The following is a 24,299-nucleotide window of genomic DNA, read 5'->3' as shown; positions in this document are numbered from 1 at the left end:
CCCATGCCCGAGACCCAATACACCTTGCTCGACGAGTCTTTATGGCCGTTGATGAACAAGTTTTACCGCAGCCACCAGTCTTCGATGAAAGCCGTTCGCGAGGCACAATTGTGGGTAGCGCGGCGCGGCGAAATTGTCGCCGCGTTGTGTTTGCGGCCCGTCGCGGGTGGGCATTGGTTGACCGGCTTGTTTGTTGATCCGGGGTGTCGTGAGCAAGGGATTGCCGCACAGTTGATCGCGGCGGCAGTGCAGGACGTGAGCGAGCCGGTGTGGCTGTTTTGTCATCCGGATTTGCGCGGGTTTTATGAGCGGCGCGGGTTCACCTTCGACCCGGCCCTGCCGCAGGCGATGGCGGAGCGCTTGAGTCGGTATGCGCGGAGCAAGCCGATGATTGCGATGGAGCTGATTCCTGCTCAATCCTGAGGGACATGCAAAAACCAATGTGGGAGCGAGCCTGCTCGCGAAAGCGGTGTGTCAGTCACAGAATCTGTCACTGATATTGCGCATTCGCGAGCAGGCTCGCTCCCACAGGGGATGTGTTGGGTCTTGAGTTAGTCGTCGGCGGTGGGATCGAGGTCCGGGAACATCACTTCGGTAAATCCGAACTTGCTGAAATCGGTGATGCGCGACGGGTACAGCCGGCCGATCAGGTGATCGCATTCGTGCTGCACAACGCGGGCGTGGAAACCTGAGGCGATACGCACAATCGGCTCGCCCTTGGGATCAACACCCTCGTAGCGAATCTGCTGATAACGATCCACCGCACCGCGCAAACCCGGCACCGACAGACAGCCTTCAAAGCCCTCTTCCGTCAGCGGGCTCAGCGGCGTGATCAGCGGATTGATCAGGATCGTCTGCGGCACCGCTTCAGCGTCCGGGTAGCGTTCGCTGTGCTCGAATCCAAAGATCACCAGTTGCAGATCAACGCCGATCTGCGGCGCAGCCAGGCCAACGCCGCCGACACTTTCCATGGTCTGGAACATGTCATCGATCAGTTGCCACAGTTCAGGGCTGTCGAACATCTCTGCCGGCACCGGCGGCGCAATGCGCAGCAGGCGCTCGTCGCCCATTTTCAGAATTTCACGGATCATGATCAGACTTCGTCAGTGTCCGGCTTGAGCGAATGATCGCGGCCCAGGCCCGAGACGTGTTGTTTGGGTTGTTCATCGAGTTCGCCGGGGACTTTCTCGCCCGGGTCCTTGCCCTCGCTGGACATGTGCTCGATCACCGCGTTCATTTCCGCGCCGAGCAACAACACCGCGGCGGAAATGTAGAAATACAGCAACAGCACGATGATCGCACCGATGCTGCCATACATCGCGTTGTAGTTGGCGAAGGTTTTCACATAGAACGCGAAGCCCAACGAAGCGATGATCCACACCACTACCGCCAACACCGAGCCGGGAGTAATGAAGCGGAACTCCTGTTTGACGTCCGGCATTACGTAGTAGATCAGTGCCACGGCGACCATCATCAGAATCACGATCACCGGCCAGCGCGCGATGGTCCACACGGTGACGATGACTTCTTCCAGGCCGACCTGCGCGGCGATCCAGCCCATCACCTGCGGCCCGAGCACCATCAGCGCGGCAGCCACCAACAGCATGCCGGCAATGCCGACGGTGTAGAAAATCGACAGTGGAAAGCGCTTCCACACCGGCCGGCCTTCGACCACGTCGTACGCCGCGTTCATCGCACTCATCATCAAGCGCACACCGGCAGAGGCGGTATAGAGCGCAATGACGATACCGACCGAGAGCAAGCCACCCTTGGACTGCTGCAACTGGTCGATCACCGGGTTGACCTGCTCCAGCGCCTGCGGCGGCAGGACCAGTTCCGATTGCAGGCGCAGCCAGGAGAAGAAATCCGGCAGGTGCAGGAAACCGATCAGGGCGATCAGAAACAGGATGAACGGGAACAGCGAAAACAGCATCTGGTAGGCCAGTGCCGAGGCGTAAGTCGACATTTCGTCGTCGACGAATTCCGTCACCGTGCGCACCATCACCCGGTGCAGGGGCAGACCTTTCATGTCCGGGAAAATCATTCGCGTCTCCTTTCGCCGCTATACAGGTTTGAAGTCGTGGCGACTCAGGGGCCGTTTTTTACATCAAGGTAGCCTGTTTGGCGAACCTTGCCGGGTCTCAGCAGAATTTCGACACAAAAACGGCCATCCTTGGATGGCCGTTCGTGTCTTTCGTTCAAGGCTGAGTTACGCCTTGTCGACGCCTTTTTTCACAGCGTCTTTGGCTTTGCCGACCGCTTGCTGGGCTTCGCCTTTTTTCTCTTGAATCTTGCCTTCGGCTTGCAGCTTGGTGTTGTCGGTGGCTTTACCGACGCCTTGCTTGACGTTGCCGACCGCTTCGTTGGCCATGCCTTTTACTTTATCGCCTGTGCTACTCATGGTGTTTCTCCTTGGTGCAATTAGGGGGAAAAGTCAGTACGTAATGATTGACTGGCCGGGTTTGCGCCAAGTTTCATTTATTTTTGGCGGTTCATTTCGTCGCGGCGTGCAGGTTGGGCTTTATGTTTGCGGGCATTGCCCCGAGAATGCGCAACATATGGGCGCTGTGCGCCAGAGACCGATCCCGCAGGAATGTTATGAAACTCGATAAAAAGCAGGCCATCGCCCGTCGTAACCAGGAACTGGGCGGTGCCGTGCTCGGCACCAACAACTGCCACTTCGCCGAACTCAACCGCAACCGCAACATCTGGTGGTTCGACCTGCCGGTAACGCGTCTGGCCGTGGGTCAGTACGAGTGGATTCACTTGCTCATGCACACACCGGCCACCGACGAATTGCTGCACCTGAAGGTGCCGACGGTGTTCCTGCGTGAAAAGCTTGAAGGGCTGGTGATTCGCAATGAAGGCAAGCGCAAGGCGGCGTTGAGCCTGGAATTGAGCGCGGACAAGGATTCGTATCTGCAGGACATGCGTCCGGCGGGGACCAACGTGAATTTCGCGCCGTTCCGTCAGTAGGATTTGTACCACCCCCCTTCCCCTCACCCTAGCCCTCTCCCAGAGGGAGAGGGGACTGACCGAGTTGGCTGGACACGCTACACCGACCTGAAATATCGAGTCGAACTCAGGTTTCGAACAGCCCCCGATCAGCTCCCTTTCCCCCTCGCCCCCTTGGGGGAGAGGGCTGGGGTGAGGGGGTAGATTTACCTGACACTGAAAATCTACAGCCTGCACCAACAAAAAGCCCCGCATCTGCGGGGCTTCGTGTTTTTAGGCGGCGTTCTTGGCCTTGATCTTTTTCAGCTCTTCATCCCGCAACTCGCGGCGCAGGATCTTGCCGACGTTGGTCGTCGGCAGCGCATCGCGGAATTCCACCGAACGCGGCACCTTGTAGCCGGTGACATTGGCGCGCATGTGCTCCATCACCGTTTCCTTGGTCAGCGTGACACCCGGTTTGGCGACGATGAAAATCTTGATCGCTTCACCCGACTTCTCGTCCGGCACGCCAATCGCGGCACACTGCAACACACCCGGCAGGGTTGCCAGTACGTCTTCCAGTTCGTTCGGATAAACGTTGAAACCGGAGACCAGAATCATGTCTTTCTTGCGATCGACAATGCGCATGTAGCCGTCCGGCTGGATCAGCGCGATGTCGCCGGTCTTGAGCCAGCCTTCGCTGTCGAGCATTTCATCGGTGGCTTCCTGACGCTGCCAGTAGCCCTTCATCACTTGCGGGCCCTTGATGCACAGTTCGCCGATTTCACCCAGCGGCTGCTCGACACCAGCGTCGTCGATGACTTTGCACAGGGTCGACGGCACCGGAATGCCGATGGTGCCGATCTGGATGTGCTGGATCGGGTTGACCGTGGCCACCGGGCTGGTTTCGGTCATGCCGTAACCTTCGCAGATCGAGCAACCGGTGACGGCTTTCCAGCGCTCGGCAGCGGCCAGTTGCAGGGCCATGCCGCCGGACAAGGTGACTTTCAGCGCGGAGAAATCCAGCTTGCGGAAACCTTCGTTGTTGCACAGCGCCACGAACAAGGTGTTCAGGCCAACGAAACCGCTGAACTTCCACTTCGACAGTTCCTTGACCATCGCCGGCAGGTCACGCGGGTTGCTGATCAGGATGTTGTGGTTGCCGATCAACATCATTGCCATGCAATGGAAGGTGAACGCATAGATGTGGTACAGCGGCAGCGGCGTGATCAGGATCTCGCAACCTTCATTGAGGTTCGACCCCATCAGCGCCTTGCACTGCAGCATGTTGGCTACGAGGTTGCGGTGGGTCAGCATCGCACCCTTGGCCACGCCGGTGGTGCCGCCAGTATATTGCAGCACCGCAACGTCGCCGCTGTCCGGATTGGCTTCGGCCACAGGCTGGCCCTGGCCCTTGCTCAGCACGTCGTTGAACTTGACGGCTTTGGGCAAGTGATAGGCCGGCACCATCTTCTTCACGTACTTGATGACGCTGTTGATCAGCAAGCGCTTGATCGGCGGCAACAGGTCGGCGACTTCAGTGACGATGACGTGTTTGACGCCGGTTTTCGGCACCACGGCTTCGGCCAGATGCGCCATGTTCGCCAGGCAAACAAGGGCTTTGGCACCGGAATCGTTGAACTGGTGTTCCATTTCCCGCGCGGTGTACAGCGGGTTGGTGTTGACCACGATCAGCCCGGCACGAATAGCACCGAAGACGGCGACCGGGTACTGCAGAACGTTGGGCAGTTGCACGGCGATTCGATCACCGGGCTGCAAGTCGGTATGCTGTTGCAGATACGCGGCAAACGCACCGGACAATTCGTACAGTTCACCGTAGGTGATTGTCTTGCCCAGGTTGCTGAAAGCCGGTTTGTTGGCGAAGCGTTGGCAGGATTGCTTCAACACTGCCTGAATGTTCGGATACTCGTCTGGATTGATGTCGGCAGCAATTCCAGCCGGGTATTTATCCTTCCAAAAGTCTTCGATCATGGAAGCCCACTCCTCAGCAACGCGAATTCTTCACCGCATTTGATGCGATTATTATTGGTGTGTGTTTTGTATTGGTGAATCTGGCTTTCAGAGAGGCCGAGAAGTCACAAAGCGCGCCGAGAGTAGCAGCTTTGCCGAGGGTCGACTAGAGCCAAAAGAGGCCCCTACAGTCATATTCATGACTCAAGACTTGCTAGCAGTCATTTTAGAGCAAAAATCCTAGAGCGCCTTGAAAGCCCCGGTTTTCGGGGTCATCAAACAAAAATTCGCGAGCAGGCTCGCTCCCACAAGGATCATATTTTGCCCTGTGGCAGCGAGCCTGCTCGCGAATGTGCGAAGCGCAGCGGTCAAGGGCTACGCGATATCGCGCAACTCCCTGCGCAGAATCTTGCCGACAGGCGTCATCGGCAATGACTCACGCAACACAATGTGTTTCGGCACCTTGTACGCGGTGAAATTCTCTTTGCAGTAGGCCTTGAGCTCCTCAAGACTCACACCGGTTTCCCGCGCCACCACAAACAGCTTCACCGCCTCTCCCGAACGCTCGTCCGGCACGCCGATCACCGCGCAGTTGGCGACTTTCGGGTGGGCCATCACCACGTCTTCGATTTCATTCGGATACACGTTGAAACCGGAGACGATGATCATGTCTTTCTTGCGATCGACGATGCGCACGAAACCGTCCGGATCGATCACCGCGATATCGCCGGACTTGAACCAGCCCTCGGCATCCAGCACTTCGGCAGTGGCCTCAGGCTTGTGCCAGTAACCCTTCATGATCTGCGGGCCCTTGATGCACAGCTCGCCGCGCTCGCCCATCGGCTGCTCGACGCCGTCATCGTTGATGACTTTCAGTAGCGTGCCTGGCACCGGCAAACCGACCGTACCGAGCCGCGACTGATCGCCATACGGGTTGGTGCAGGCCACCGGCGACGTTTCGGTCAGACCGTAACCTTCGGTGATGCGACAACCGGTGATCTGCTCCCAGCGTTCGGCGGTGGCTTTGACCAACGCGGTGCCGCCAGAGTTGGTGAGTTTCAGGCTGGAGAAATCGAGGGTCTTGAAATCCGGATGATCCATCAGCGCGACGAACAGGGTGTTCAGCCCCAGCAGTGCCGAGAAACGCCAGTTCTTCAACTCCTTGATAAACCCGGCGATGTCGCGTGGATTGGTGATCAAGACGTTGTGGTTGCCGGAGACCATCATGCACATGCAGTTCGCGGTGAAGGCATAGATGTGATACAGCGGCAGCGGCGCGATCATCACTTCCTGACCTTCGCGCAACAGCGGCTGGCCATCCGGGCCGAGTTGCGCGAGGCAGGCGCGCACTTGTTGCATGTTCGCCACCAGATTGCCGTGGGTGAGCATCGCGCCCTTGGCCAACCCGGTGGTGCCCCCGGTGTATTGCAGCACGGCGATGTCATCGAGGCCGACCTTCAGCGGCTTGATGCCCAGCCCACGGCCCATGCGCAGCGCACTCTTGAAAGAGATCGCCTGCGGCAGTGAATACGCCGGGACCATTCTTTTCACTTTGCTGACCACGGTGTTGACCAGCCAGCCCTTGGCGGTGGGCATCAGATCGCCCATCTTCGCTTCGATCAGGTACTGGATGTCGGTGTCGGGCAGCACTTCCTGGACTTTCTGGCCGAACATGTTCAAGTACACCAGCGCCCGCGCGCCGGAATCCTTGAACTGGTGGCGCATCTCCCGCGCGGTGTACAGCGGGTTGGTGTTGACCACGATCAGCCCGGCGCGCAACGCACCGAACACGGCAATCGGGTAATGCAGGACGTTGGGCATCTGTACCGCGATGCGATCGCCCGGCAGCAGATCGGTGTGCGCTTGCAGATAGCCGGCGAAGGCCGCGCTCTGGCGCTCCAGTTCGGCGTAGGTCAGGGTCACGCCCATGTTGCTGAAGGCCGGACGATCGGCGAATTTCTTGCAGGAACGCTCAAACACTTCGATCACCGACTTGAATTCATTCATGTCGATATCCAGCGGTACGCCGGCCGGGCGTTTGTCATTCCAGAAATCAGGTTGCATTGTTCTTGTCCTCTTTACCTGAGCCGATCCGGGCCGCTTTCTGTCATTTCTGAAAGCGGAGCTTCACGGACACTAGCAGTTATGGGCATTGAGGCAAATACGGGCAAAGCCGTCATTGATCGTGTGAATCTTCCTGCCGTGGCGTGGGCTGATCAGACGCGCTATACAATGTTCCGACTCTGAGCAAAGGAATCGCCATGATCCACCACACCCTATGGCTGGACGCGAGTGACCGCAGCCGCCTGTTCGTCAATCAGTGGCTGCCCACCGCGCCGTTGAAAGCCGTGATTCTGCTGGCCCACGGCATGGCCGAACACAGCGGCCGTTATGCCCGCTTGGCCGACATTTTTTGCGACAAAGATTACGGGGTGTATGCCCCGGATTTGCGCGGTCATGGCCAAACGGCCGATCAGGGCACGCTCGGGCATTTCGCCGATGACGACGGCTGGTGCAAAGTGCTGGGCGATCTGGCGAGCCTCAATCAGCACATCGGTCAACAGCATCCCGGTGTGCCGATCATTTTGCTCGGGCACAGCATGGGCAGCTACCTGGCGCAGGGCTATCTGCTGCACCACAGCGCCAGTTTGCACGGGGCGATTCTCAGCGGTTCGAATTTCCAGCCGGTGGCGCTGTATGGCGCTGCCCGACAGATCGCCCGCCTGGAAAAACTGCGTCAGGGCGGCAAGGGCCGCAGTGCGTTGATCGAGTGGTTGTCGTTCGGCTCGTTCAATAACAAATTCAAACCGGTGCGCACGCCGTTCGACTGGTTGAGCCGCGACCCGGTGGAAGTCGACAAGTACGCCAGCGACCCGCTGTGCGGCTTTCGCTGCACCAATCAGCTGTGGATCGACCTGCTCGGCGGCTTGCAGCAGATCAGCAAAGCGTCCAATCTCGCCCAGATCGATCCGGGCCTGCCGCTGATGGTGATTGGCGGTGAATGTGATCCGGTGAGTGAAGGCAAGCGTCTGACAGATCTGGCCAATGCCTTGCGCAGCGCCGGCAGCCAAAACCTGCAACTGAAGATCTACCCGCAGGCGCGGCACGAATTGTTCAACGAAACCAACCGCGACGAAGTGATCGCCGATGTGCTGGCCTGGATCGACCAGGTCCTGAGCCATCCACGCCCTCACCGCAGCGAATAATTTTTTGTGGATTCATTTAATCCATCAGAGGAATCAAGCCCGATGACCCAGGTTACCAACATCCCTTACGAAGCCCTCGAAGTCGGCCAGACCGCCAGCTACAGCAAGACCGTCGAAGAGCGCGACATTCAATTGTTCGCCGCGATGTCGGGCGATCACAACCCGGTGCACCTGGACGCCGAGTTCGCCGCCGCCAGCATGTTCAAGGAGCGTATCGCTCACGGTATGTTCAGTGGTGCGCTGATCAGTGCCGCCGTTGCCTGCGAGCTGCCTGGGCCGGGGACTATTTATATCGGTCAGCAGATGAGCTTTCAGAAGCCGGTGAAGATTGGCGACACGCTGACGGTACGCCTGGAAATTCTCGAGAAACTGCCGAAGTTTCGCGTGCGCATTGCCACTCGCGTGTTCAACCAGCGTGATGAGTTGGTGGTGGATGGCGAGGCGGAGATTCTGGCGCCGCGCAAGCAGCAGACGGTGACGTTGCCGACTTTGCCGGCGATCAGCATTGGCTGATTGATTGGTGGGGTGTCAGGTAGAGCTTTTCCCCCTCACCCCAGCCCTCTCCCCCAGGGGGGCGAGGGGGGAAAGGGAGCCGATCTCCGTGGTTTTCAAAACCTGAGTTCACCTCAGATCGCTCAAGTCGGTGCATCTCGAACATCCACCCCGATCAGTCCCCTCTCCCTCTGGGAGAGGGCCAGGGTGAGGGGCTTCTACTTCTGCCTGTGCTTTTCCCAGCCCCATAAAAAAACGCCAGACTAGCTGGCGTTTTTTCTACCCGGCAAACGCTTACGAACGAGCGCGAGCCTGGTTACGCAGCGCCTTCACCTGATCGTGATTGCGTTGCACACCGTGATACTGGCGTTCAACCAGATCACGAATACCCACGAGGTTGTGCTTGTTGATCTTCTCGATGGCTTCACGATAAGCCTTCAGCGCATGGTCTTCACCGCGCTCGGCTTCGTTCAGCACAGCCTCTTCGTCTTTGCCGGTGAACATGGCTTTGACGTCGACCCAGCGACGGTGCAGGTCACCGCTGACGCTGGTAGAGGTTTCCGGATCACCGCCCAGCTTGCGAACCTCGGCTTGCAGTTCAGCTGCAGCAGTGGCGCAATCGGCAGAGCGAGTCACGAACAGAGTTTTCAGTTCTGGGTGCTTGATGTCTTCGGCGCAAGTCTTGAACCCTTCCTGACCGTCCTTGCTGGTTTCAATCAGGTCATTGAGTACAGAGATGGCTTCTTTATTCATGTCGGTCATTTTTCAATTCCTTGCGATCGGTGGAAGATGCAAGGGATATTGCAGTGTGCGTGCCAGCTTTTTTATTTACATAAAATCGTTAAATATCAACAAGTTAAAGATAAATGAACTATCTGTATCACGGTTATTTGCATGATCTGTCATTTGGCCTGCATGCAGAATGCCTGTATTTTCCAATCTGATTTGAAGCCAGACGATCTCACTGATGAATCCCGAAAAACTCGAACTGCTGATCACCCGCGAAATGCCCTTCGGCAAGTACAAGGGCCGGATCATTGCCGACCTGCCGGGCCCCTACCTGAACTGGTTCGCCCGTGAAGGTTTCCCGCACGGCGAACTCGGTGGCTTGCTCGCGCTGATGCAGGAGATCGACCATAACGGCCTCTCGGACTTGCTCGAACCGCTGCGCGCCAAACACGGCAAACCTGCCCCGCGCCATTGAAGCGCCCTCCTCTTTAGAGTCAGCCGACCATGCCCGATAACACCCGCCGCGCCCGTGACGAAGCCTTCTGGCAAACGTTCGCTGATCGTTACGACGTTCAACCCGGCCCCGTGAACCTGGAAAACGGTTACTTCGGGCGCATGTCGCGCACGGTGATCGAGGAATACCAGCGCAATATCGAGCTGATCAACACCAGTAATTCGGTGTATGTACGCCAGCGTTTCGAACAGCACGACAACCTCGACATCCGCGCACAACTGGCCGAGTTGATCGGCGTGCGCGCGCAGAGCGTCGCCTTCACCCGCAACGCCACTGAAGGCCTGCAATCGCTGATCCGCAACTACAACCGCTTGCAACCGGGCGATCAGGTGCTGATCAGTGATCTGGAATACGACACGGTCAAAGGTGCGATGCGTTGGCTGGCCAGGCACCGTGGCGCCGAGGTGATCGAAATTGCCCACGCGCACCCGGCGAGTTTCGACAGCCTGCTGGAGACTTATCGCGAGGCGTTCAAAGGTCACCCGAAACTCAAGCTGATGGCCCTGACTCACGTCACTCACCGCACCGGTCTGGTCATGCCGGTGCAAGCCATCGCCGCACTCGCCAAGGAACATGGCGTCGATGTCATCCTTGATGGCGCCCATGCGCTTGGCCAGATCGAGTTCGATCTTGAAGCGTTGGGTATCGCCTTCGCCGGTTACAACCTGCACAAATGGATCGGCGCACCGCTCACCCTCGGCTTCCTCTATATCGCGCCGCAACGCTTGGCCGACATCGATCCGGACATGGATGAAATGCATTACCCGGCCAATGACATCCGGGCACGCACCTCGTACAGCACACCCAACATTCCAGCGCTGATGACCTTGCCGCTGGTGTTCGAAGAGCACCGCTCACTCGGTGGCGCGCCGGCCAAAGGTGCTCGCCTGAATTATCTGCGCAATCTGTGGGTCAGCGCGGTGCGCCTGTTGCCGGGTATCGAGGTGATGACGCCGGACGATCCGCGGCTGTATTGCGGCATCACCTCCCTGCGCTTTACCCGGCACGACGATCAAGTGGCGATGGCCGAGCGTCTGCTCAACGATTACAACCTGTTTACCGTGGTGCGCAACGGTGCAGCCAGCGGACCGAGCATTCGCATCACTCCGGGGCTGACCACTACCGCTGCCGAGATGCAGTTGCTGGTTCGCGCACTGAACGAGCTGCGTTAAAACACCGTAATCAGATGTTTGTCGTAGCCAGCCACGCCGATCTGCGATGACAGTGCAAAGGTGTCGACGCCGATCGTCAGATTGCCGAAGTAGCCGTCCTCCGGGCCATCCTCCGTGATCGGGCGCAACACCAGCCGAACGGCATCGTTATCAACGGCTGTGCAATTGCAGACACAAGGCAAATGCAGGCGTCCTGCCCAGGCCTCCTGGTACAGCTGCGGCTGTTGATCGTCATTGGCGATGGCGACGCTCAGAGCGATGCACGAAAAGGCAGTTTGCCGATCAGGGTAAAGACTGGTGAAACGAACGATGCCTTTAGTGTCGGTCGACTGACTGCCGCACAGTGTGTCGATGCCAATGTGCTGCTCGATGCGGACCACGGCGCCGCTGACCGGCTCGCCGGTCATGGCATCGACCAAGGCCAGCCGTAATACAAGAGGCAAACCTTCGATGCCCGCACTGATGTTGCGCACCTTGCCCTTGCTGTTGTGCCAATCGAAACTGCCAACCACGGGCAACTGCCGCGAGCACAGAGCGTTGATTGATAAAGCGACAGATTGATGGTCGTCCATGAGGCGTTCTCTCTTCCGTAAGATGAACGCAGATTAGCGCCACACAAATCCGCCTGTGCGGTAACTATGTATCGCGTGATGTCCTGGCACTTTCTTCAAGGCAAAAAAAAACGGTGCACCGACCAAGCGCACCGTAAAGCCGTAGAACACACAACGAAGTGTCAGGTAACAATTGAATCCGGCGGCATCAGTCGAGCAGCGCCAACGCCTCGGCGGTGCATTCCTGAATGCGCGCCCAGTCGCCGTTCTTGATCCACTCAGGATCGAGCATCCAGCTACCGCCCACGCACATGACGTTTTTCAGCGCCATGTAGCTCTTGATGTTGGCCGGGCCGACGCCGCCAGTCGGGCAGAATTTCACTTCACCGAACGGACCGCCCAGGGCTTTGATGGCCGCAACGCCACCGCTGACTTCGGCCGGGAACAGCTTGAAGCGGCGATAACCCAGACCGTAGCCTTCCATGATGCCGGAGGCGTTGCTGATGCCCGGCAACAGCGGAATCGGGCTGTCGACGCTGGCTTCCAGCAAATCACGGGTGATGCCCGGGGTGACGATGAATTGCGAACCAGCCGCTTCTGCCGCCGCGAGCATGTTGCGATCGAGCACGGTGCCGGCACCGGTCATCAGTTCCGGACGCTGCTCGCGCAGGATCTGGATGGCCTTGAGGCCGAACTGCGAACGCAGGGTCACTTCCAGCGCGGTCAGACCACCGGCGGCCAGGGCGTCGGCCAATGGCAGCACGTCCTGTTCGCGGGCGATGGTGATCACCGGCAGGATCCGCGCCTTGGCGCAGAGGCTGTCGATCAGGGCAACTTTGTCCGCCATGGAAACGGTCGGGGATGGGGTTGTCATAGCGGCTGTTCCTTGGCTCATGGGCACCAGTAAATCTCTAACGTAGGTTGCAGAAACGCGCGCACCGGCATGGCGGCGACGTCATCGGATGCCAGCGCGGCATTCAGGGTGGTCAGTTTCGACTGACCGGAAATCGACAGAATCTTGTGCTTGGCCGACGCGAGCAGCGCACGGCTCATGGTCAGGCGCTGACGCGGCACGCTCGGCGCCAGCATCGGCCAGCAACGGCGAGTGCCATCGGCTTGCAGCGCTTCGGTGAGATTCGGGCTGTCGGGGAACAGCGACGCGGTGTGACCGTCATCGCCCATGCCCAGCACCAGCACGTCAATTGGCGGCAGCTCAGCGAGCAAGCGATCAGCCTGTTCGGCCGCCTGCTCGACGTTGGCCGCCGCGCTATAAAGGCTGAGGAACTGCGCCTTGGCCGCTGGGCCTTTGAGCAGGTATTGCTTGAGCAGGCCGGCATTGCTGTCAGCGTGTTCAACCGGTACCCAACGCTCGTCGGCGAGGGTCACGACGACCTTCGACCAGTCCAGATCTTGCTTGGCCAAGTGCTGGAAAAACGCCACCGGGCTACGACCGCCCGACACCACCAGCACCGCGTTGCCGCGTGCCGTAATGGCTTCGCTCAGTTGCTTGGCAACGTTCAGCGCCAGACCTTCGGCCAACAACACCGGGCTGTTGAATTCGTGGGCATCTACGCCCGCCGGCAGTTGCACATTAGATATCGCCATACCACGACCTCCCGTCCCGCGTGATCAATGCAATGGAGCTCATCGGCCCCCACGACCCGGCCGCATACGGCTTGGGCGCGTCACCGGATTTTTTCCATCCGGCGATCAGTTGGTCACACCATTTCCACGCGGCTTCGATTTCATCTTTACGGACAAACAGGTTCTGATTGCCGTTCATCACTTCCAGCAACAACCGCTCGTAGGCATCGGGGATCCGCGCGCTACGCCAGGTGTCGGAGAAATTCAGTTGCAGCGGGCCGCTGCGCAGTTGCATGCCTTTGTCCAGGCCCTGCTCTTTGGTCATCACACGCAAGGAAATGCCTTCGTCCGGCTGCAGGCGAATGATCAGTTTGTTGCTGATCTGCAAGCGCTGCTCAGGGGCGAAGATGTAGTGCGACGGTTCCTTGAAGTGGATAACGATCTGCGACAACTTTTGCGGCATACGCTTGCCGGTACGCAGGTAGAACGGCACGCCGGCCCAGCGCCAGTTGCGGATGTCGGCACGCAAAGCGACGAAGGTTTCGGTGTCGCTCTGGGTGTTGGAATTCGGTTCTTCGAGGTAGCCCGGTACGGACTTGCCTTCGCTGTGGCCGGCGATGTACTGGCCGCGCACCACTTGGGTGGTCAGGCCTTCCGGACTGATCGGCGCCAGCGCCTTGAGCACTTTTACCTTTTCGTCACGGATGCTATCGGCGGACAAGTCGGCCGGTGGGTCCATGGCGATCAGGCAGAGCAACTGCAACAGGTGATTCTGGATCATGTCGCGCAGCTGGCCGGCCTTGTCGAAGTAGCCCCAACGGCCTTCGATACCGACCTTCTCGGCCACGGTGATTTCCACGTGGGAGATGTAATTCTGGTTCCACTGGGTTTCGAACAGGCTGTTGGCGAAACGCAGGGCGATCAGGTTCTGAACGGTTTCTTTGCCCAGGTAGTGGTCGATGCGGTAGGTGCGGTTCTCCGGGAAGAACTGCGCCACGGCGTCGTTCACTTTGCGCGACGATTCGAGGTCGGAGCCGATCGGTTTTTCCAGCACTACACGAGTGTTTTCTGCCAGACCGACTTTCGCCAGGTTCTCGCAAATCGCGCCGTACACCGCGGCCGGTGTGGCGAAATAGGCAATCATGCGTTGCGTGCTGCCGGCCAGTTCGGCCAGCGCCACATAATCTTCGGATTTGAGGAAATCGACGTGCAGATAGGTCAGGCGTGCGAGAAAACGCTCGGCGACGGCCTCGTCCAGTTCTTTGCCCACGTAGCGACGCAGTTCGGCGGCGATAAACGCCATGTGCTGCTGCTCGGAACCTTCTTCACGGGCCAGCGCGATGATGCGCGTGTCCTCGTGCAGCAGGTCGGCGCCATCGAGGTGATAAAGGGCAGGAAACAGCTTGCGCAGGGCCAGATCGCCAAGCGCGCCGAACAAGGCAAAGGTGCACGGTTCAACCGTAATCGAAGGCATGATGTTTGTTCTTTTATCAAGTTAAGCTACAAATACCTTTTTTCAAGGCATCACTCAAGGGAAAATGTAGTAATAACCACAACATTTTCGCAAAATACAGATTCCGAGTGGTGGTCGCTCGGACGCATCAGTAGGATAGGCCACCGTGACGGGCCATATCAAAGGCCCAATTTGCATAGCCCGGCGCACCTTTGCGCAGGTGAATTAGGAATTCCATATGGACCGCGTGCGAAATTTACTGGAACAGATCCAGAGTCGCCTTGAAGACCTGAACAAGGCCGAACGCAAAGTCGCCGAGGTGATCCTGCTCAACCCGCAGCAGGCCACCCGCTTCAGCATCGCTGCCCTCGCCCAGGCAGCAAAGGTGAGCGAACCGACGGTCAACCGTTTCTGCCGTTCGTTCGGCGTCAGCGGCTACCCCGAACTCAAGCTGCAACTGGCGCAGAGCCTGGCCAGCGGCGCGGCGTATGTCAGCCGCGCGGTCGAGGCCGACGACAATCCCGAGGCGTACACGCAGAAGATTTTCGGCAGCGCCATTGCCTCGCTGGACAGTGCTTGCCAGGCGCTCGATCCGAACCTGATCAGCCGTGCTGTCGACCTGTTGATTCAGGCGCGGCAGATCCACTTCTTCGGCCTCGGTGCTTCAGCGCCAGTGGCTTTGGATGCACAGCACAAGTTCTTCCGCTTCAACCTCGCGGTGACCGCGCATGCCGATGTGTTGATGCAGCGGATGATTGCGTCGGTGGCACACACCGGTGAGCTGTTCGTGATCATTTCCTACACCGGCCGCACCCGTGAGCTGGTGGAAGTGGCACGCATTGCTCGCGAGAATGGCGCTTCGGTGCTGGGCCTGACGGCGGAGAATTCGCCGTTGGCCAAGGCGAGTACCTTGAGCCTGAACATTCCGCTGCCGGAAGACACCGACATTTATATGCCGATGACTTCGCGGATCATTCAGTTGACCGTACTGGATGTGCTGGCGACCGGGATGACCTTGCGTCGCGGGGTGGATTTCCAGCCGCATCTGCGCAAGATCAAAGAGAGCCTGAATGCCAGCCGGTATCCGGTGGGTGACGAGTTCAACTGAGTCATTGATAGCTTAAAAGCCAACCCTCATCGGAACGCCGCCCGCCCAGCCCTCTCCCGGAGGGAGAGGGAGCCGACCGAGGTGTCTTGCGCTATACACCGACCTGAAAAATAGAGTCGATTATGGATTCAGCACTGCACTTTCACGTCGGCGTAATTCTTCAACACCCCTCATTCGGTCCCCTCTCCCTCTGGGAGAGGGCTAGGGTGAGGGTAGCGGTGTACTTGACACACTAAGCCGCCGCCCACGCCTGCAAACTCAAATGCGCCTTCTCCCCCGGTGCCAGGTGCAAGCTGTCAGTCCCACCCGCCGCGGCTTCCACGCAAACAAACTCCAACACCTCATCCCAGCTCACACCCAACAACGGCCGCGCCCCAGGATGCCAGACCACCGTGTCGGCACTGTCACCGGTATCGATGCACAACTCGCGCTGCCAGGCGTGATCCTTGAGCTGCAATTCACCGTCATGCTGGAACACTCGCTGACAGCCGCCATCAACCCGCAACTCACCTTCCTGCTGACAAACCTGACGGTTCAACTGGTCATAACCCTGCGCCCCTTCGAGCCCAGACAGCGCTATCTCGGCAACATCACCAATACGCCAGTAAGCGTGCAAAGCCTGGCTCAACTGGCACGGCATGTCGTCCTGATGCTCGGTGCTCAGGCGTAATTCCATGCGTTCGCCCAGATGCGCGTGCAGGTCGACCTGCCAGTCGCACAGTTGCAATTGCCAGTGCAGGCGCACGCCATCTTCGGCGCTGCTGCTGTCGAGCAACTTCCAGTCGAGCAGTCGCGCCCAGCCATGCGACGGCCACGCGTTTTCGCTCGGATGACGGCCATACCACGGCCAGCACACCGGCACGCCACCACGGATCGCACCGACATGCGGCCACTTTGCCGCACACCACAACCACGGCTTTTGCCCGCGCGGTTGAAAGTGCAGCAACTGGGCGCCCTGACGACTGAACACCGCCTGACACAGCGGGTGATCGATCACCAACACGTCGCGCATCTGATAGCGCTCCCAGGCGAACACCGGTTGTTCACGCAGGGATTTGAAGAAGCGTTGCAGCGGATGCTCATGCATTTGCCACGGTCCTGAACTCGACTTTCACAGGGCGGCGCTTGCCCCAAAAAAAAGCGGACAGCCTGGGCTGTCCGCAAATATGCGCACATAGAGAGGAGCTTATCGCAGACGCGTTAGAACGTAGACTGAATTTTCAGGCCAGCGACCAATGCGTTGTCCACTTCATCCACACCACCCGGGTGAGTGATGTACTGCAGGTTAGGGCGTACGGTCAGCCAGTTGGTGACGTGGAAGCCGTAGTTGATCTCGTAGTTGTATTCGGTTTCACGAATCGGCGAGAACACTGGATTGTCGTAGTCCGACACACCGTTGGATGCATTCAGCAGCTCGGCGTTTTTCTTCACGTCATCGTTGACGTGGATACGCGCCGCGCCAATACCAACGTCATCCTTCGGACGCGCGTCGAACGGGCCTTTGTAGACAAACATCACCGACTGGTAGTTGTCGATGAAGTTGGTGTCTTTGTCGTGGAAGGTCGCGTTGGCGGCGATGTTCAGACCGCGCGAGGCATCACCGTTGTGGCTGGTGAGTTGCTGTTGCGCGACAAACCAGTAGCCGTGTTTGCTGCTGTGAGTCTTGTAGGCATCACCAGTGGTTGCAGCGTCGAAACCGTTGACGTCTTCACGAACGTCGCTGGCATCAGCGGTGCTCTTGTAGTAACCGACGCGGTATTCGCCCGGCAGACTGTTGACCTTCGGCGACCAGACCAGCTCGACCGGCAACACAGTACCTTTGGTGCCGCTGCCGCTGAGTTTGAAGCCGTTGCCGTGTTCCAGCTGCGACGGGTTCTGGTTGTACGCACCGATTTGCGCGTAGAGCTCGTCGTTGATGTTGTACTTGACGCGGATCGCGGCCTGGCTGACTGGCCAGTTGTACCAGATGTTGGTTGCCCAGTTACCCACTTGCGAACCGCAGAACGCCAGGTTCTGGAAGTCGCACGGGAAGGTGTTGAAGTCTTCGCCTTCACCGAAGTAACCGGCCTTGACGTCGAGTTTGTTGTCGAAGAACTGGTGCTGAATCCACAACTGGGTCAGACGCACCATGTGGCCACGACCGTAAACTTCTTGCGAAGAACTCAAGGTGCCGGCACGCGGATCGCCAACGCGGTCGTTGGAGATGTTGTAGCCGTTACGGTTGGTCAGCTGGATCTTCGCCTGGGTGTTATCCCAGCCCCACAGCTTTTGCAGATCGAGTGCCACGCCCAGACCGAACTGATCAGCGTAACGCGCGGTCTTGTCGTCGTTGTAGCCACCGTTCAGGTTGCCACCGACTTCCCCAACGTAGTCGGCCTTGATGTCGATACCCTGCTCGATCAGCTTGGTACGCTCGCCACCCCAGTCACCGGTCATCCATTTCGAGTCGGAGCTGAAGGCATCCGCCGCCATGGCGTTACCGGCCAGCACCAATGCCGCCGCAGCTGACACTTGGCAGATCAACCGGGCATTGACGTGTTTCTTTTTCATCCCTACATCCTCGTCTTTATTGTTATTAACTGTTTTTATCTAACGCGGTTTACATAAAGTGCGATGAATTACAGACAATCCAGCGCGTGCTCCTTTGTGGGAGCGAGCAGGCTCGCTCCCACATTTGTTCTTCAGCGGCCTTTGAATTGCGCCACGTTCGCAGACCGCGCATCGGTCTGTGGTTGACCGGCAGTGCCGAGGCGCTCGCCGGTGTTGGCATCGAACAACAACACTTTCGACGGATCGAATTGCAACGTCAGGCTCTCGCCCACCTGCGGTGCCACGTCTGGCGCCAGACGGCAGCAGACCTTGGTTTCGTTGAGGTTGACGAACACCAGGGTGTCCGGACCGGTCGGCTCGGTGACCTGCACTTCCGCACGAATGCTCGGCAGGCCGTTACCTTCGCCGTTCGCCAAAACAATCTGCTCAGGGCGCAGGCCAAGGATCACTTCGCGATCTTCCAGCCCGGCATCCTGCATGCTCATCGGCAACTCGCAACGCGCCTGACCGCTGTCGAGCAGCGCCAGCAGACGACCGTCCTTGCGTTGCAGACGCAGCGGAATGAAGTTCATCGGTGGCGAACCGATGAAGCTCGCCACGAACAGGTTGGCCGGGTTGTTGTAGATGTCTTTCGGCGTGCCGAACTGCTGAATGATGCCGTCCTTCATCACCGCAACCTTGTCGCCCAGCGTCATCGCTTCGATCTGGTCGTGGGTCACGTAGACCGTGGTGGTTTTCAGGCGCTGGTGCATCAGTTTCATTTCGGTGCGCATCTCGACGCGCAGCTTGGCATCGAGGTTGGACAGCGGTTCGTCGAACAGATAAATCTTCGGCCGCCGCGCCAGTGCACGGCCCATCGCCACACGCTGTTGCTGACCGCCGGAGAGCTGACCTGGCTTGCGATTGAGCAGGTGCTCGATCTGCAACAGCTTGGCCACGCGCGCGACTTCTTCGTCGATCGCCGACTGGGCCATCTTGCGAATCTTCAGGCCGAACTCGATGTTCTCGCGCACGCTCATGGTCGGGTACAGCGCGTAGGACTGGAACACCATGGCGATGTCGCGATCCTTCGGGCTCATGCCGCTGACGTCCTGGTCACCGATCATGATCGCGCCGCCGGTGATGGTTTCCAGACCGGCGATGCAGTTCATCAAGGTCGACTTGCCGCAGCCCGACGGGCCGACAAGGATCAGGAACTCACCGTCCTTGATCGACAGTTCGATGTTCTTCAGGGTGTCCGGCAGGCCGGCACCGTAGGTCTTGTTTACGTTGCGAAGTTCGAGCGTTGCCATGATTACCCCTTGACTGCGCCGGCCGTCAGCCCGCGCACGAAATACTTGCCTGCGACCACATAGACCAGCAGGGTCGGCAGGCCGGCGATCATCGCCGCTGCCATATCAACGTTGTATTCCTTGGCGCCGGTGCTGGTGTTGACCAGGTTGTTCAGCGCCACCGTGATCGGTTGCGAATCACCGCTGGAGAACACCACACCGAACAGGAAGTCGTTCCAGATCTGGGTGAACTGCCAGATCAGGCAGACCATGATGATCGGCGTCGACATCGGCAGGATGATGCGGCGGAAAATCGTGAAAAAACCCGCGCCATCGAGGCGTGCGGCTTTCACCAGCGCATCCGGAATGCTCACGTAGTAGTTACGGAAGAACAGCGTAGTAAACGCCAGACCGTAAACCACGTGGATAAACACCAGGCCGGTGGTGGTGCTCGCCAGGCCCATCTTGCCGAGGGTGAACGAGGCCGGCAGCAGCACGGTCTGGAACGGCAGGAAGCAGCCGAACAACAGCAGACCGAAGAACAACTGTGAACCACGGAAGCGCCAGAACGACAGCACATAACCGTTCAACGCACCGATGGCGGTGGAGATGATGACGGCGGGCACAGTGATCTTGATCGAGTTCCAGAAGTAACCGTCAACCGTGGCCCAGGCCTTGACCCAGCCAATGCCGCTGACCACGGTCGGCCAGCTCAACAGGTTGCCGGTGCTGATGTCTTCCGGGGTCTTGAAACTGGTCAGCAACATGACCACCAGCGGCACCAGATAAAGCAGTACGGCGAGGATCAGCACCGCGTAGATCGCGATGCGACTCAGGCTGATAGCAGGTTTGGCAGCGAGACTAGTCATTGCGCTTGGTCCTCAGCTCGGAATACAGGTAAGGCACGATGATCGCGAGGATCGCACCGAGCATCAGAATCGCACTGGCCGAGCCCATGCCCATCTGGCCGCGACTGAAGGTGAAGGAATACATGAACATCGCCGGCAAGTCGGAGGAATAACCCGGACCACCGGCGGTCATCGCGGCGACCAGGTCGAAGCTCTTGATCGCGATGTGCGCGAGAATCATCACCGCGCTGAAGAACACCGGACGCAGGCTTGGCAGCACCACTTTCCAGTAGATCGTCGGCATGCTCGCGCCATCGATCTGCGCAGCGCGGATGATCGATTGATCGACGCCACGCAGGCCGGCCAAAAACATCGCCATGATGAAGCCCGAGGCTTGCCAGACAGCGGCGATCACCAGACAGTAAACCACGCGATCAGGGTCGATCAGCCAGTCGAGACGGAAGCCTTCCCAGCCCCAGTCACGCAACAATTTGTCCAGGCCCATGCCCGGGTTGAGCAGCCATTTCCACGCGGTACCGGTGACGATCATCGAGAGCGCCATCGGGTACAGGTAAATGGTGCGGATAAAGCCTTCGCGACGGATGCGCTGATCGAGGAACACTGCCAGCAACACGCCGATCACCAGAGTGATACCGATGAACATGCCGCCGAACACCGCGAGGTTTTTGCTCGCGACCCACCAGCGATCGTTGTCGAACAACCGCGCGTATTGCGCCAGGCCGGCCCACTTGTAGTTGGGCAGGAAAGTCGAGGTGGTGAACGACAGCACGAACGTCCACAGGATGTAACCATAGAAGCCCACCAGCACGATGAACATGCTCGGCGCCAGCACCAGTTTGGGCAGCCAGCGTTGCAATGCATCGAACGGCGAGGCCTTGCTGAACACAGCAACAGAACTCATGGGGAAATCCAGTACAGGGAATAAAAACTACAGTGAGATCCCTTGTGGGAGCGAGAGCCTGCGCTAACGACGCTTATTTGGACGACTTGATCGCTGCACCCAGTTTCTTGGCGGTGTCGGCCGGGTCGGCTTTCGGGTCGTTGATGTAGTTGGTCACGACGTCAAAGAACGCGCCTTGCACCGCCAGCGTGGTCGCCATGTTGTGCGCCATGCTTGGCTGCAGGCCGCCGGACTTGGCGTCTGCCAGGAAATCCTTGGCAGCGGTCTGCGCGCAGGAATCGAAACCGAGCTTGTCCATGTTGTTCAACATGTCGTTGCGAACCGGGATCGAGCCTTTGTTGATGCTGAAGACTTTCTGGAAGTTTTCACCCAGCACGACTTTGGCGATGTCTTGCTGACCGGCCGCAGTGCCTGCGTCCTTCTGCTTGAACACGGCCAGCGAGTCGATGTTGTAAGTGAACGCCTTGTCGGTGCCCGGGAAGGCCACGCACTCGTAATCCTTGCCGGCGACTTTCTTCGCGGCGGTCCATTCGGACTTGGCCCAGTCACCCATGATCTGCATGCCGGCCTTGCCGTTGATGACCTTGGCCGCTTCCAGGTTCCAGTCCTGGCCTTTACCGTCGACGTCCATGTAGGTCGCGACTTTCTTCAGCTCGGTCAACGCCTTGACCATTTCCGGGCCGGTCAGCGCGGCGTTGTCCAGATCAACCAGGGCCTTTTTGTAACCATCGACACCCATGACCGAAAGCACCACGGCTTCGAACACGGTGCTGTCCTGCCAAGGCTGACCGCCGTGGGCCAGCGGAATGAAGCCCGCAGCCTTCAGCTTATCGCCAGCGGCGTAGAATTCTTCGAGGGTGGTAGGGTTCTTGGTGATGCCGGCTTTCTTGAAGACTTCCGGGTTGATCCACAGCCAGTTCACGCGGTGAATGTTCACCGGCACGGCCACGTAATCACCGTCGTACTTCACGGTATCGGAGACTTTCTTGTCGAGCAGGCTGTCCCACTTTTCCGACTTGGCGACGTCTTTCAGCACGTCGGTGTCGAGCAGGCCGGTCGACGCCCATTCCTGGATGTCCGGGCCTTTGATCTGGGCTACGCCAGGCGGGTTGCCGGCAACGGCACGGCTTTTCAGCACGGTCATGGCAGTGGCACCGCCACCACCGGCGACAGCGCCGTCTTTCCAGGTGAAACCGTCTTTTTCGACTTGCGCCTTGAGCACATCAACGGCGGCTTTTTCGCCACCGGACGTCCACCAGTGCACGACTTCGACCGAACCTTTGGATTCGGCAGCGGAAACACTGAGAGGCAGAATTGCGAGCGGGAACAGGGAGGCGACAGAAATGACAGTAGCGAGGCGAGAAATCGCATTCATCTGAGATGTACCTTTCTTGTTGTTATGCATGCAAGTCTGGTGCTTGCGCTGCACAGGAGTTTAAACAGGGCGATTCCCTTCGCAGGTAACGAAGGGACGCGCGAATGTCACCACATGGTTACACAGGAGAACCGTGAGACAACTGCGCTAAAGCAGTCGCCATACTCGGTGACAAGGGTAGACGAGGGATCAGCACGGCTTGCCAGGCGTGGTACAGATCCGGTTTGCCCGGCCAGATATCGGCGCTCGGGATATTTTGCGGGTTGAGTTCGTGGTGCCAACTGCCGTCGCAACGGTCGATGAAATGCGTTTCGCAGAATTCCCAGAACAGGCGGTACCAGGTTTCGTACTGCGCATCGCCAGTGCGTTTGAGCAAGGCGCTGGCCGCGGCGCTGGCTTCGGCGTGCGTCCAGTGCAAGCGATGGCGGACGACGGCTTTGTTGTCCCAGTCGAGGGTGTAAACGATGCCCGGCAAACCATCGACGTTCCAGCCGTTGTGGCAGTTGTTCTCGAACAATTTTGCCGCGTCTGTGGCGAGCCAGCCGGGGGTGAGCATACCGGCCTGCACCCGCGCCGCTTCGAGGTGCAACAACAGCCGCGCCCACTCGAAACCGTGGCCCGGTGTGGTGCCGTAAGGGCGGAAACCGTCGGCGGGGTTGTCGTGGTTGTATTCGCGCAACGGTTGCCAATCACGGTCGAAGTGCTCGATGACCATGTAACCGTTACCGGCCGCGTGACCGTGGATTACTCGCTCGACGATGCGTTGTGCACGGCTCAGCCAGCGCGGATCTTCAGTGACATCGGCCAGCGCGAGGAACGCTTCGGTCGCGTGCATGTTGCTGTTGGCGCCGCGATAGGCTTCTTCTTCGCTCCAGTCGCGATTGAAGAACTCGCGCATGGCGCCCTCTTCTTCACTCCAGAAATACGTGTCGATGATGTCGATGGCGTCGTCCAGCAGCGCTTGTGCGCCGGGGCGTTGCGCGACCACCGCAGAGCTCGCCGCCAGCGCGACAAAGGCATGCAGATAAGCATTCTTGCCGGTGTTGCCGTCGCGGTGTTCGGCGACCGCAAACCAGCCACCGTGTAACGCATCACGCAACGGCCCGCGCAGGGCGGCGATGCCGTGATCGACCAATTCGGCATAACCCGGCAAGCCTTGAACATGGGCCATGGCGAAGCTGTGGGTCATGCGCGCGGTGTTCATGGTTTCGGCTTGCGCGTTCGCCGGCAGACGGCCGCGTTCGTCGAGGTTGCCGAAGCCTTCCGGGAGTCTTGAAGCCTTGGCGAAATCCAGCAGACGCAGGCCTTCGGCGGCGAGCCATTGCTGGTGGGCAGGGGCGTTCAGCCAACTGCTGAAGCCTGGGTGGAAAAGATCCATGGGTGGCCTTTTTTGTTGTTATGACTGCGGGGAGTCTAAACAACGGGCCGAGGCGGGCTTGTAACGAAGGGGGCGGGGTTTGTCACTGATCCGTGACAAAAAAGACACCCTCACCCGAGCCCTCTCCCGGAGGGAGAGGGGGCCGATCGCAGGATGCTGGAGAGTTGCGCCGACCTGAAAGTGCTGTACCGAATCCATAATCGACTCAATGCATCAGGTCGGCGGATAGCCAAATACGCCT

At 58.9% G+C, this 24,299-nt stretch carries 24 protein-coding genes; 7 read left to right on the top strand and 17 right to left on the bottom strand.

Features of this window, described 5'->3' with window-relative positions; genetic code table 11:
- Positions 1–3: 3 nt before the first annotated feature.
- Positions 4–423, top strand: coding sequence for a GNAT family N-acetyltransferase (locus tag A8O26_RS17855; protein ID WP_064119149.1), 420 nt, complete (start codon positions 4–6; stop codon positions 421–423).
- Positions 424–551: 128 nt separating this feature from the next.
- Here the strand turns inward: A8O26_RS17855 and def are convergent, their stop codons facing one another.
- From def to A8O26_RS17840, 3 genes are all read right to left on the bottom strand, one after another.
- Complete coding sequence (def, locus tag A8O26_RS17850) at positions 552–1,091, bottom strand: peptide deformylase (protein WP_064119148.1); 540 nt, start codon at positions 1,089–1,091, stop codon at positions 552–554.
- 2 nt (positions 1,092–1,093) lie between these two features.
- A complete protein-coding gene (locus tag A8O26_RS17845) occupies positions 1,094–2,044 on the bottom strand; it encodes a YihY/virulence factor BrkB family protein (RefSeq protein WP_064119147.1) in 951 nt (316 codons plus the stop codon).
- Positions 2,045–2,209: 165 nt separating this feature from the next.
- Positions 2,210–2,401, bottom strand: a complete 192-nt coding sequence (locus A8O26_RS17840; RefSeq protein ID WP_008082339.1) for a CsbD family protein — start codon at positions 2,399–2,401, stop codon at positions 2,210–2,212.
- A gap of 197 nt (positions 2,402–2,598) precedes the next feature.
- Here A8O26_RS17840 and A8O26_RS17835 point away from each other — a divergent pair, with 197 nt between their 5' ends.
- On the top strand, positions 2,599–2,976 hold the full coding sequence (locus A8O26_RS17835) for a hypothetical protein (protein WP_007969330.1): 378 nt from the start codon (positions 2,599–2,601) through the stop codon (positions 2,974–2,976).
- Positions 2,977–3,228: 252 nt separating this feature from the next.
- Here A8O26_RS17835 and fadD1 read toward each other — a convergent pair whose 3' ends face one another.
- Positions 3,229–4,926 (bottom strand): long-chain-fatty-acid--CoA ligase FadD1, encoded by a 1,698-nt coding sequence (fadD1, locus tag A8O26_RS17830; RefSeq protein ID WP_064119146.1) that lies wholly within the window; start codon positions 4,924–4,926, stop codon positions 3,229–3,231.
- A 354-nt stretch (positions 4,927–5,280) separates the two neighbouring features.
- A complete protein-coding gene (fadD2, locus tag A8O26_RS17825) occupies positions 5,281–6,969 on the bottom strand; it encodes a long-chain-fatty-acid--CoA ligase FadD2 (RefSeq protein WP_064119145.1) in 1,689 nt (562 codons plus the stop codon).
- Between the two features lie 197 nt (positions 6,970–7,166).
- Here fadD2 and A8O26_RS17820 point away from each other — a divergent pair, with 197 nt between their 5' ends.
- Complete coding sequence (locus A8O26_RS17820) at positions 7,167–8,111, top strand: alpha/beta hydrolase (protein WP_064119144.1); 945 nt, start codon at positions 7,167–7,169, stop codon at positions 8,109–8,111.
- 42 nt (positions 8,112–8,153) lie between these two features.
- Positions 8,154–8,624, top strand: coding sequence for a MaoC family dehydratase (locus tag A8O26_RS17815; protein WP_003227420.1), 471 nt, complete (start codon positions 8,154–8,156; stop codon positions 8,622–8,624).
- Positions 8,625–8,897: 273 nt separating this feature from the next.
- Here the strand turns inward: A8O26_RS17815 and A8O26_RS17810 are convergent, their stop codons facing one another.
- A complete protein-coding gene (locus A8O26_RS17810; RefSeq protein ID WP_034153383.1) occupies positions 8,898–9,365 on the bottom strand; it encodes a ferritin-like domain-containing protein in 468 nt (155 codons plus the stop codon).
- Between the two features lie 205 nt (positions 9,366–9,570).
- Between A8O26_RS17810 and A8O26_RS17805 the strand changes: the two genes are divergently transcribed.
- Together A8O26_RS17805 and A8O26_RS17800 are read left to right on the top strand one after the other, a co-directional pair.
- On the top strand, positions 9,571–9,807 hold the full coding sequence (locus A8O26_RS17805) for a DUF3820 family protein (RefSeq protein WP_003227425.1): 237 nt from the start codon (positions 9,571–9,573) through the stop codon (positions 9,805–9,807).
- 29 nt (positions 9,808–9,836) lie between these two features.
- A complete protein-coding gene (locus tag A8O26_RS17800; RefSeq protein ID WP_064119143.1) occupies positions 9,837–11,018 on the top strand; it encodes an aminotransferase class V-fold PLP-dependent enzyme in 1,182 nt (393 codons plus the stop codon).
- On the opposite strand, the gene A8O26_RS17795 is transcribed toward A8O26_RS17800, so the two are convergent.
- The 4 genes from A8O26_RS17795 to zwf form a co-directional block, all read right to left on the bottom strand.
- A complete protein-coding gene (locus tag A8O26_RS17795) occupies positions 11,015–11,590 on the bottom strand; it encodes a hypothetical protein (protein ID WP_064119142.1) in 576 nt (191 codons plus the stop codon). The two genes, A8O26_RS17800 and A8O26_RS17795, sit on opposite strands and share 4 nt — an antisense overlap.
- A 187-nt stretch (positions 11,591–11,777) precedes the next feature.
- Entirely contained in the window at positions 11,778–12,443 is a 666-nt protein-coding gene (locus A8O26_RS17790; protein ID WP_016773539.1) for a bifunctional 4-hydroxy-2-oxoglutarate aldolase/2-dehydro-3-deoxy-phosphogluconate aldolase, read from the bottom strand.
- A 17-nt stretch (positions 12,444–12,460) separates the two neighbouring features.
- Positions 12,461–13,174, bottom strand: coding sequence for a 6-phosphogluconolactonase (gene pgl, locus A8O26_RS17785; RefSeq protein WP_064119141.1), 714 nt, complete (start codon positions 13,172–13,174; stop codon positions 12,461–12,463).
- Entirely contained in the window at positions 13,161–14,627 is a 1,467-nt protein-coding gene (zwf, locus tag A8O26_RS17780) for a glucose-6-phosphate dehydrogenase (RefSeq protein WP_064119140.1), read from the bottom strand. The genes pgl and zwf overlap by 14 nt, the downstream gene beginning before the upstream one ends.
- Positions 14,628–14,853: 226 nt before the next feature.
- Here zwf and A8O26_RS17775 point away from each other — a divergent pair, with 226 nt between their 5' ends.
- Entirely contained in the window at positions 14,854–15,714 is an 861-nt protein-coding gene (locus tag A8O26_RS17775) for a MurR/RpiR family transcriptional regulator (protein ID WP_172828179.1), read from the top strand.
- A 232-nt stretch (positions 15,715–15,946) separates the two neighbouring features.
- On the opposite strand, the gene A8O26_RS17770 is transcribed toward A8O26_RS17775, so the two are convergent.
- From A8O26_RS17770 to A8O26_RS17740, 7 genes are all read right to left on the bottom strand, one after another.
- Positions 15,947–16,801, bottom strand: a complete 855-nt coding sequence (locus A8O26_RS17770) for a D-hexose-6-phosphate mutarotase (RefSeq protein WP_064119138.1) — start codon at positions 16,799–16,801, stop codon at positions 15,947–15,949.
- A 113-nt stretch (positions 16,802–16,914) separates the two neighbouring features.
- Entirely contained in the window at positions 16,915–18,264 is a 1,350-nt protein-coding gene (locus A8O26_RS17765) for a carbohydrate porin (RefSeq protein WP_064119137.1), read from the bottom strand.
- A 131-nt stretch (positions 18,265–18,395) separates the two neighbouring features.
- The gene (locus A8O26_RS17760; RefSeq protein ID WP_034153390.1) at positions 18,396–19,556 is read right to left on the bottom strand and encodes an ABC transporter ATP-binding protein; all 1,161 of its coding nucleotides are present in this window, start codon (positions 19,554–19,556) and stop codon (positions 18,396–18,398) included.
- A 2-nt stretch (positions 19,557–19,558) separates the two neighbouring features.
- Positions 19,559–20,404 carry a carbohydrate ABC transporter permease gene (locus tag A8O26_RS17755; RefSeq protein ID WP_007917872.1) on the bottom strand — a complete coding sequence of 282 codons (846 nt, stop codon included), beginning with the start codon at positions 20,402–20,404 and terminating at the stop codon, positions 19,559–19,561.
- A complete protein-coding gene (locus tag A8O26_RS17750) occupies positions 20,397–21,305 on the bottom strand; it encodes a carbohydrate ABC transporter permease (RefSeq protein ID WP_007917874.1) in 909 nt (302 codons plus the stop codon). The genes A8O26_RS17755 and A8O26_RS17750 overlap by 8 nt, the downstream gene beginning before the upstream one ends.
- A 73-nt stretch (positions 21,306–21,378) precedes the next feature.
- The gene (locus A8O26_RS17745) at positions 21,379–22,680 is read right to left on the bottom strand and encodes an ABC transporter substrate-binding protein (RefSeq protein ID WP_064119136.1); all 1,302 of its coding nucleotides are present in this window, start codon (positions 22,678–22,680) and stop codon (positions 21,379–21,381) included.
- A 118-nt stretch (positions 22,681–22,798) separates the two neighbouring features.
- Positions 22,799–24,058 (bottom strand): D-mannose isomerase, encoded by a 1,260-nt coding sequence (locus tag A8O26_RS17740; protein ID WP_064119135.1) that lies wholly within the window; start codon positions 24,056–24,058, stop codon positions 22,799–22,801.
- Between the last annotated feature and the right edge of the window lie 241 nt (positions 24,059–24,299).

The organism is Pseudomonas fluorescens, from assembly GCF_001648775.1.
Taxonomy (GTDB): Bacteria; Pseudomonadota; Gammaproteobacteria; order Pseudomonadales; family Pseudomonadaceae; genus Aquipseudomonas; species Aquipseudomonas fluorescens_M.
Note: the sequence above shows the minus strand (reverse complement) of the source record. Positions and strands in the feature narration are given on the sequence as shown.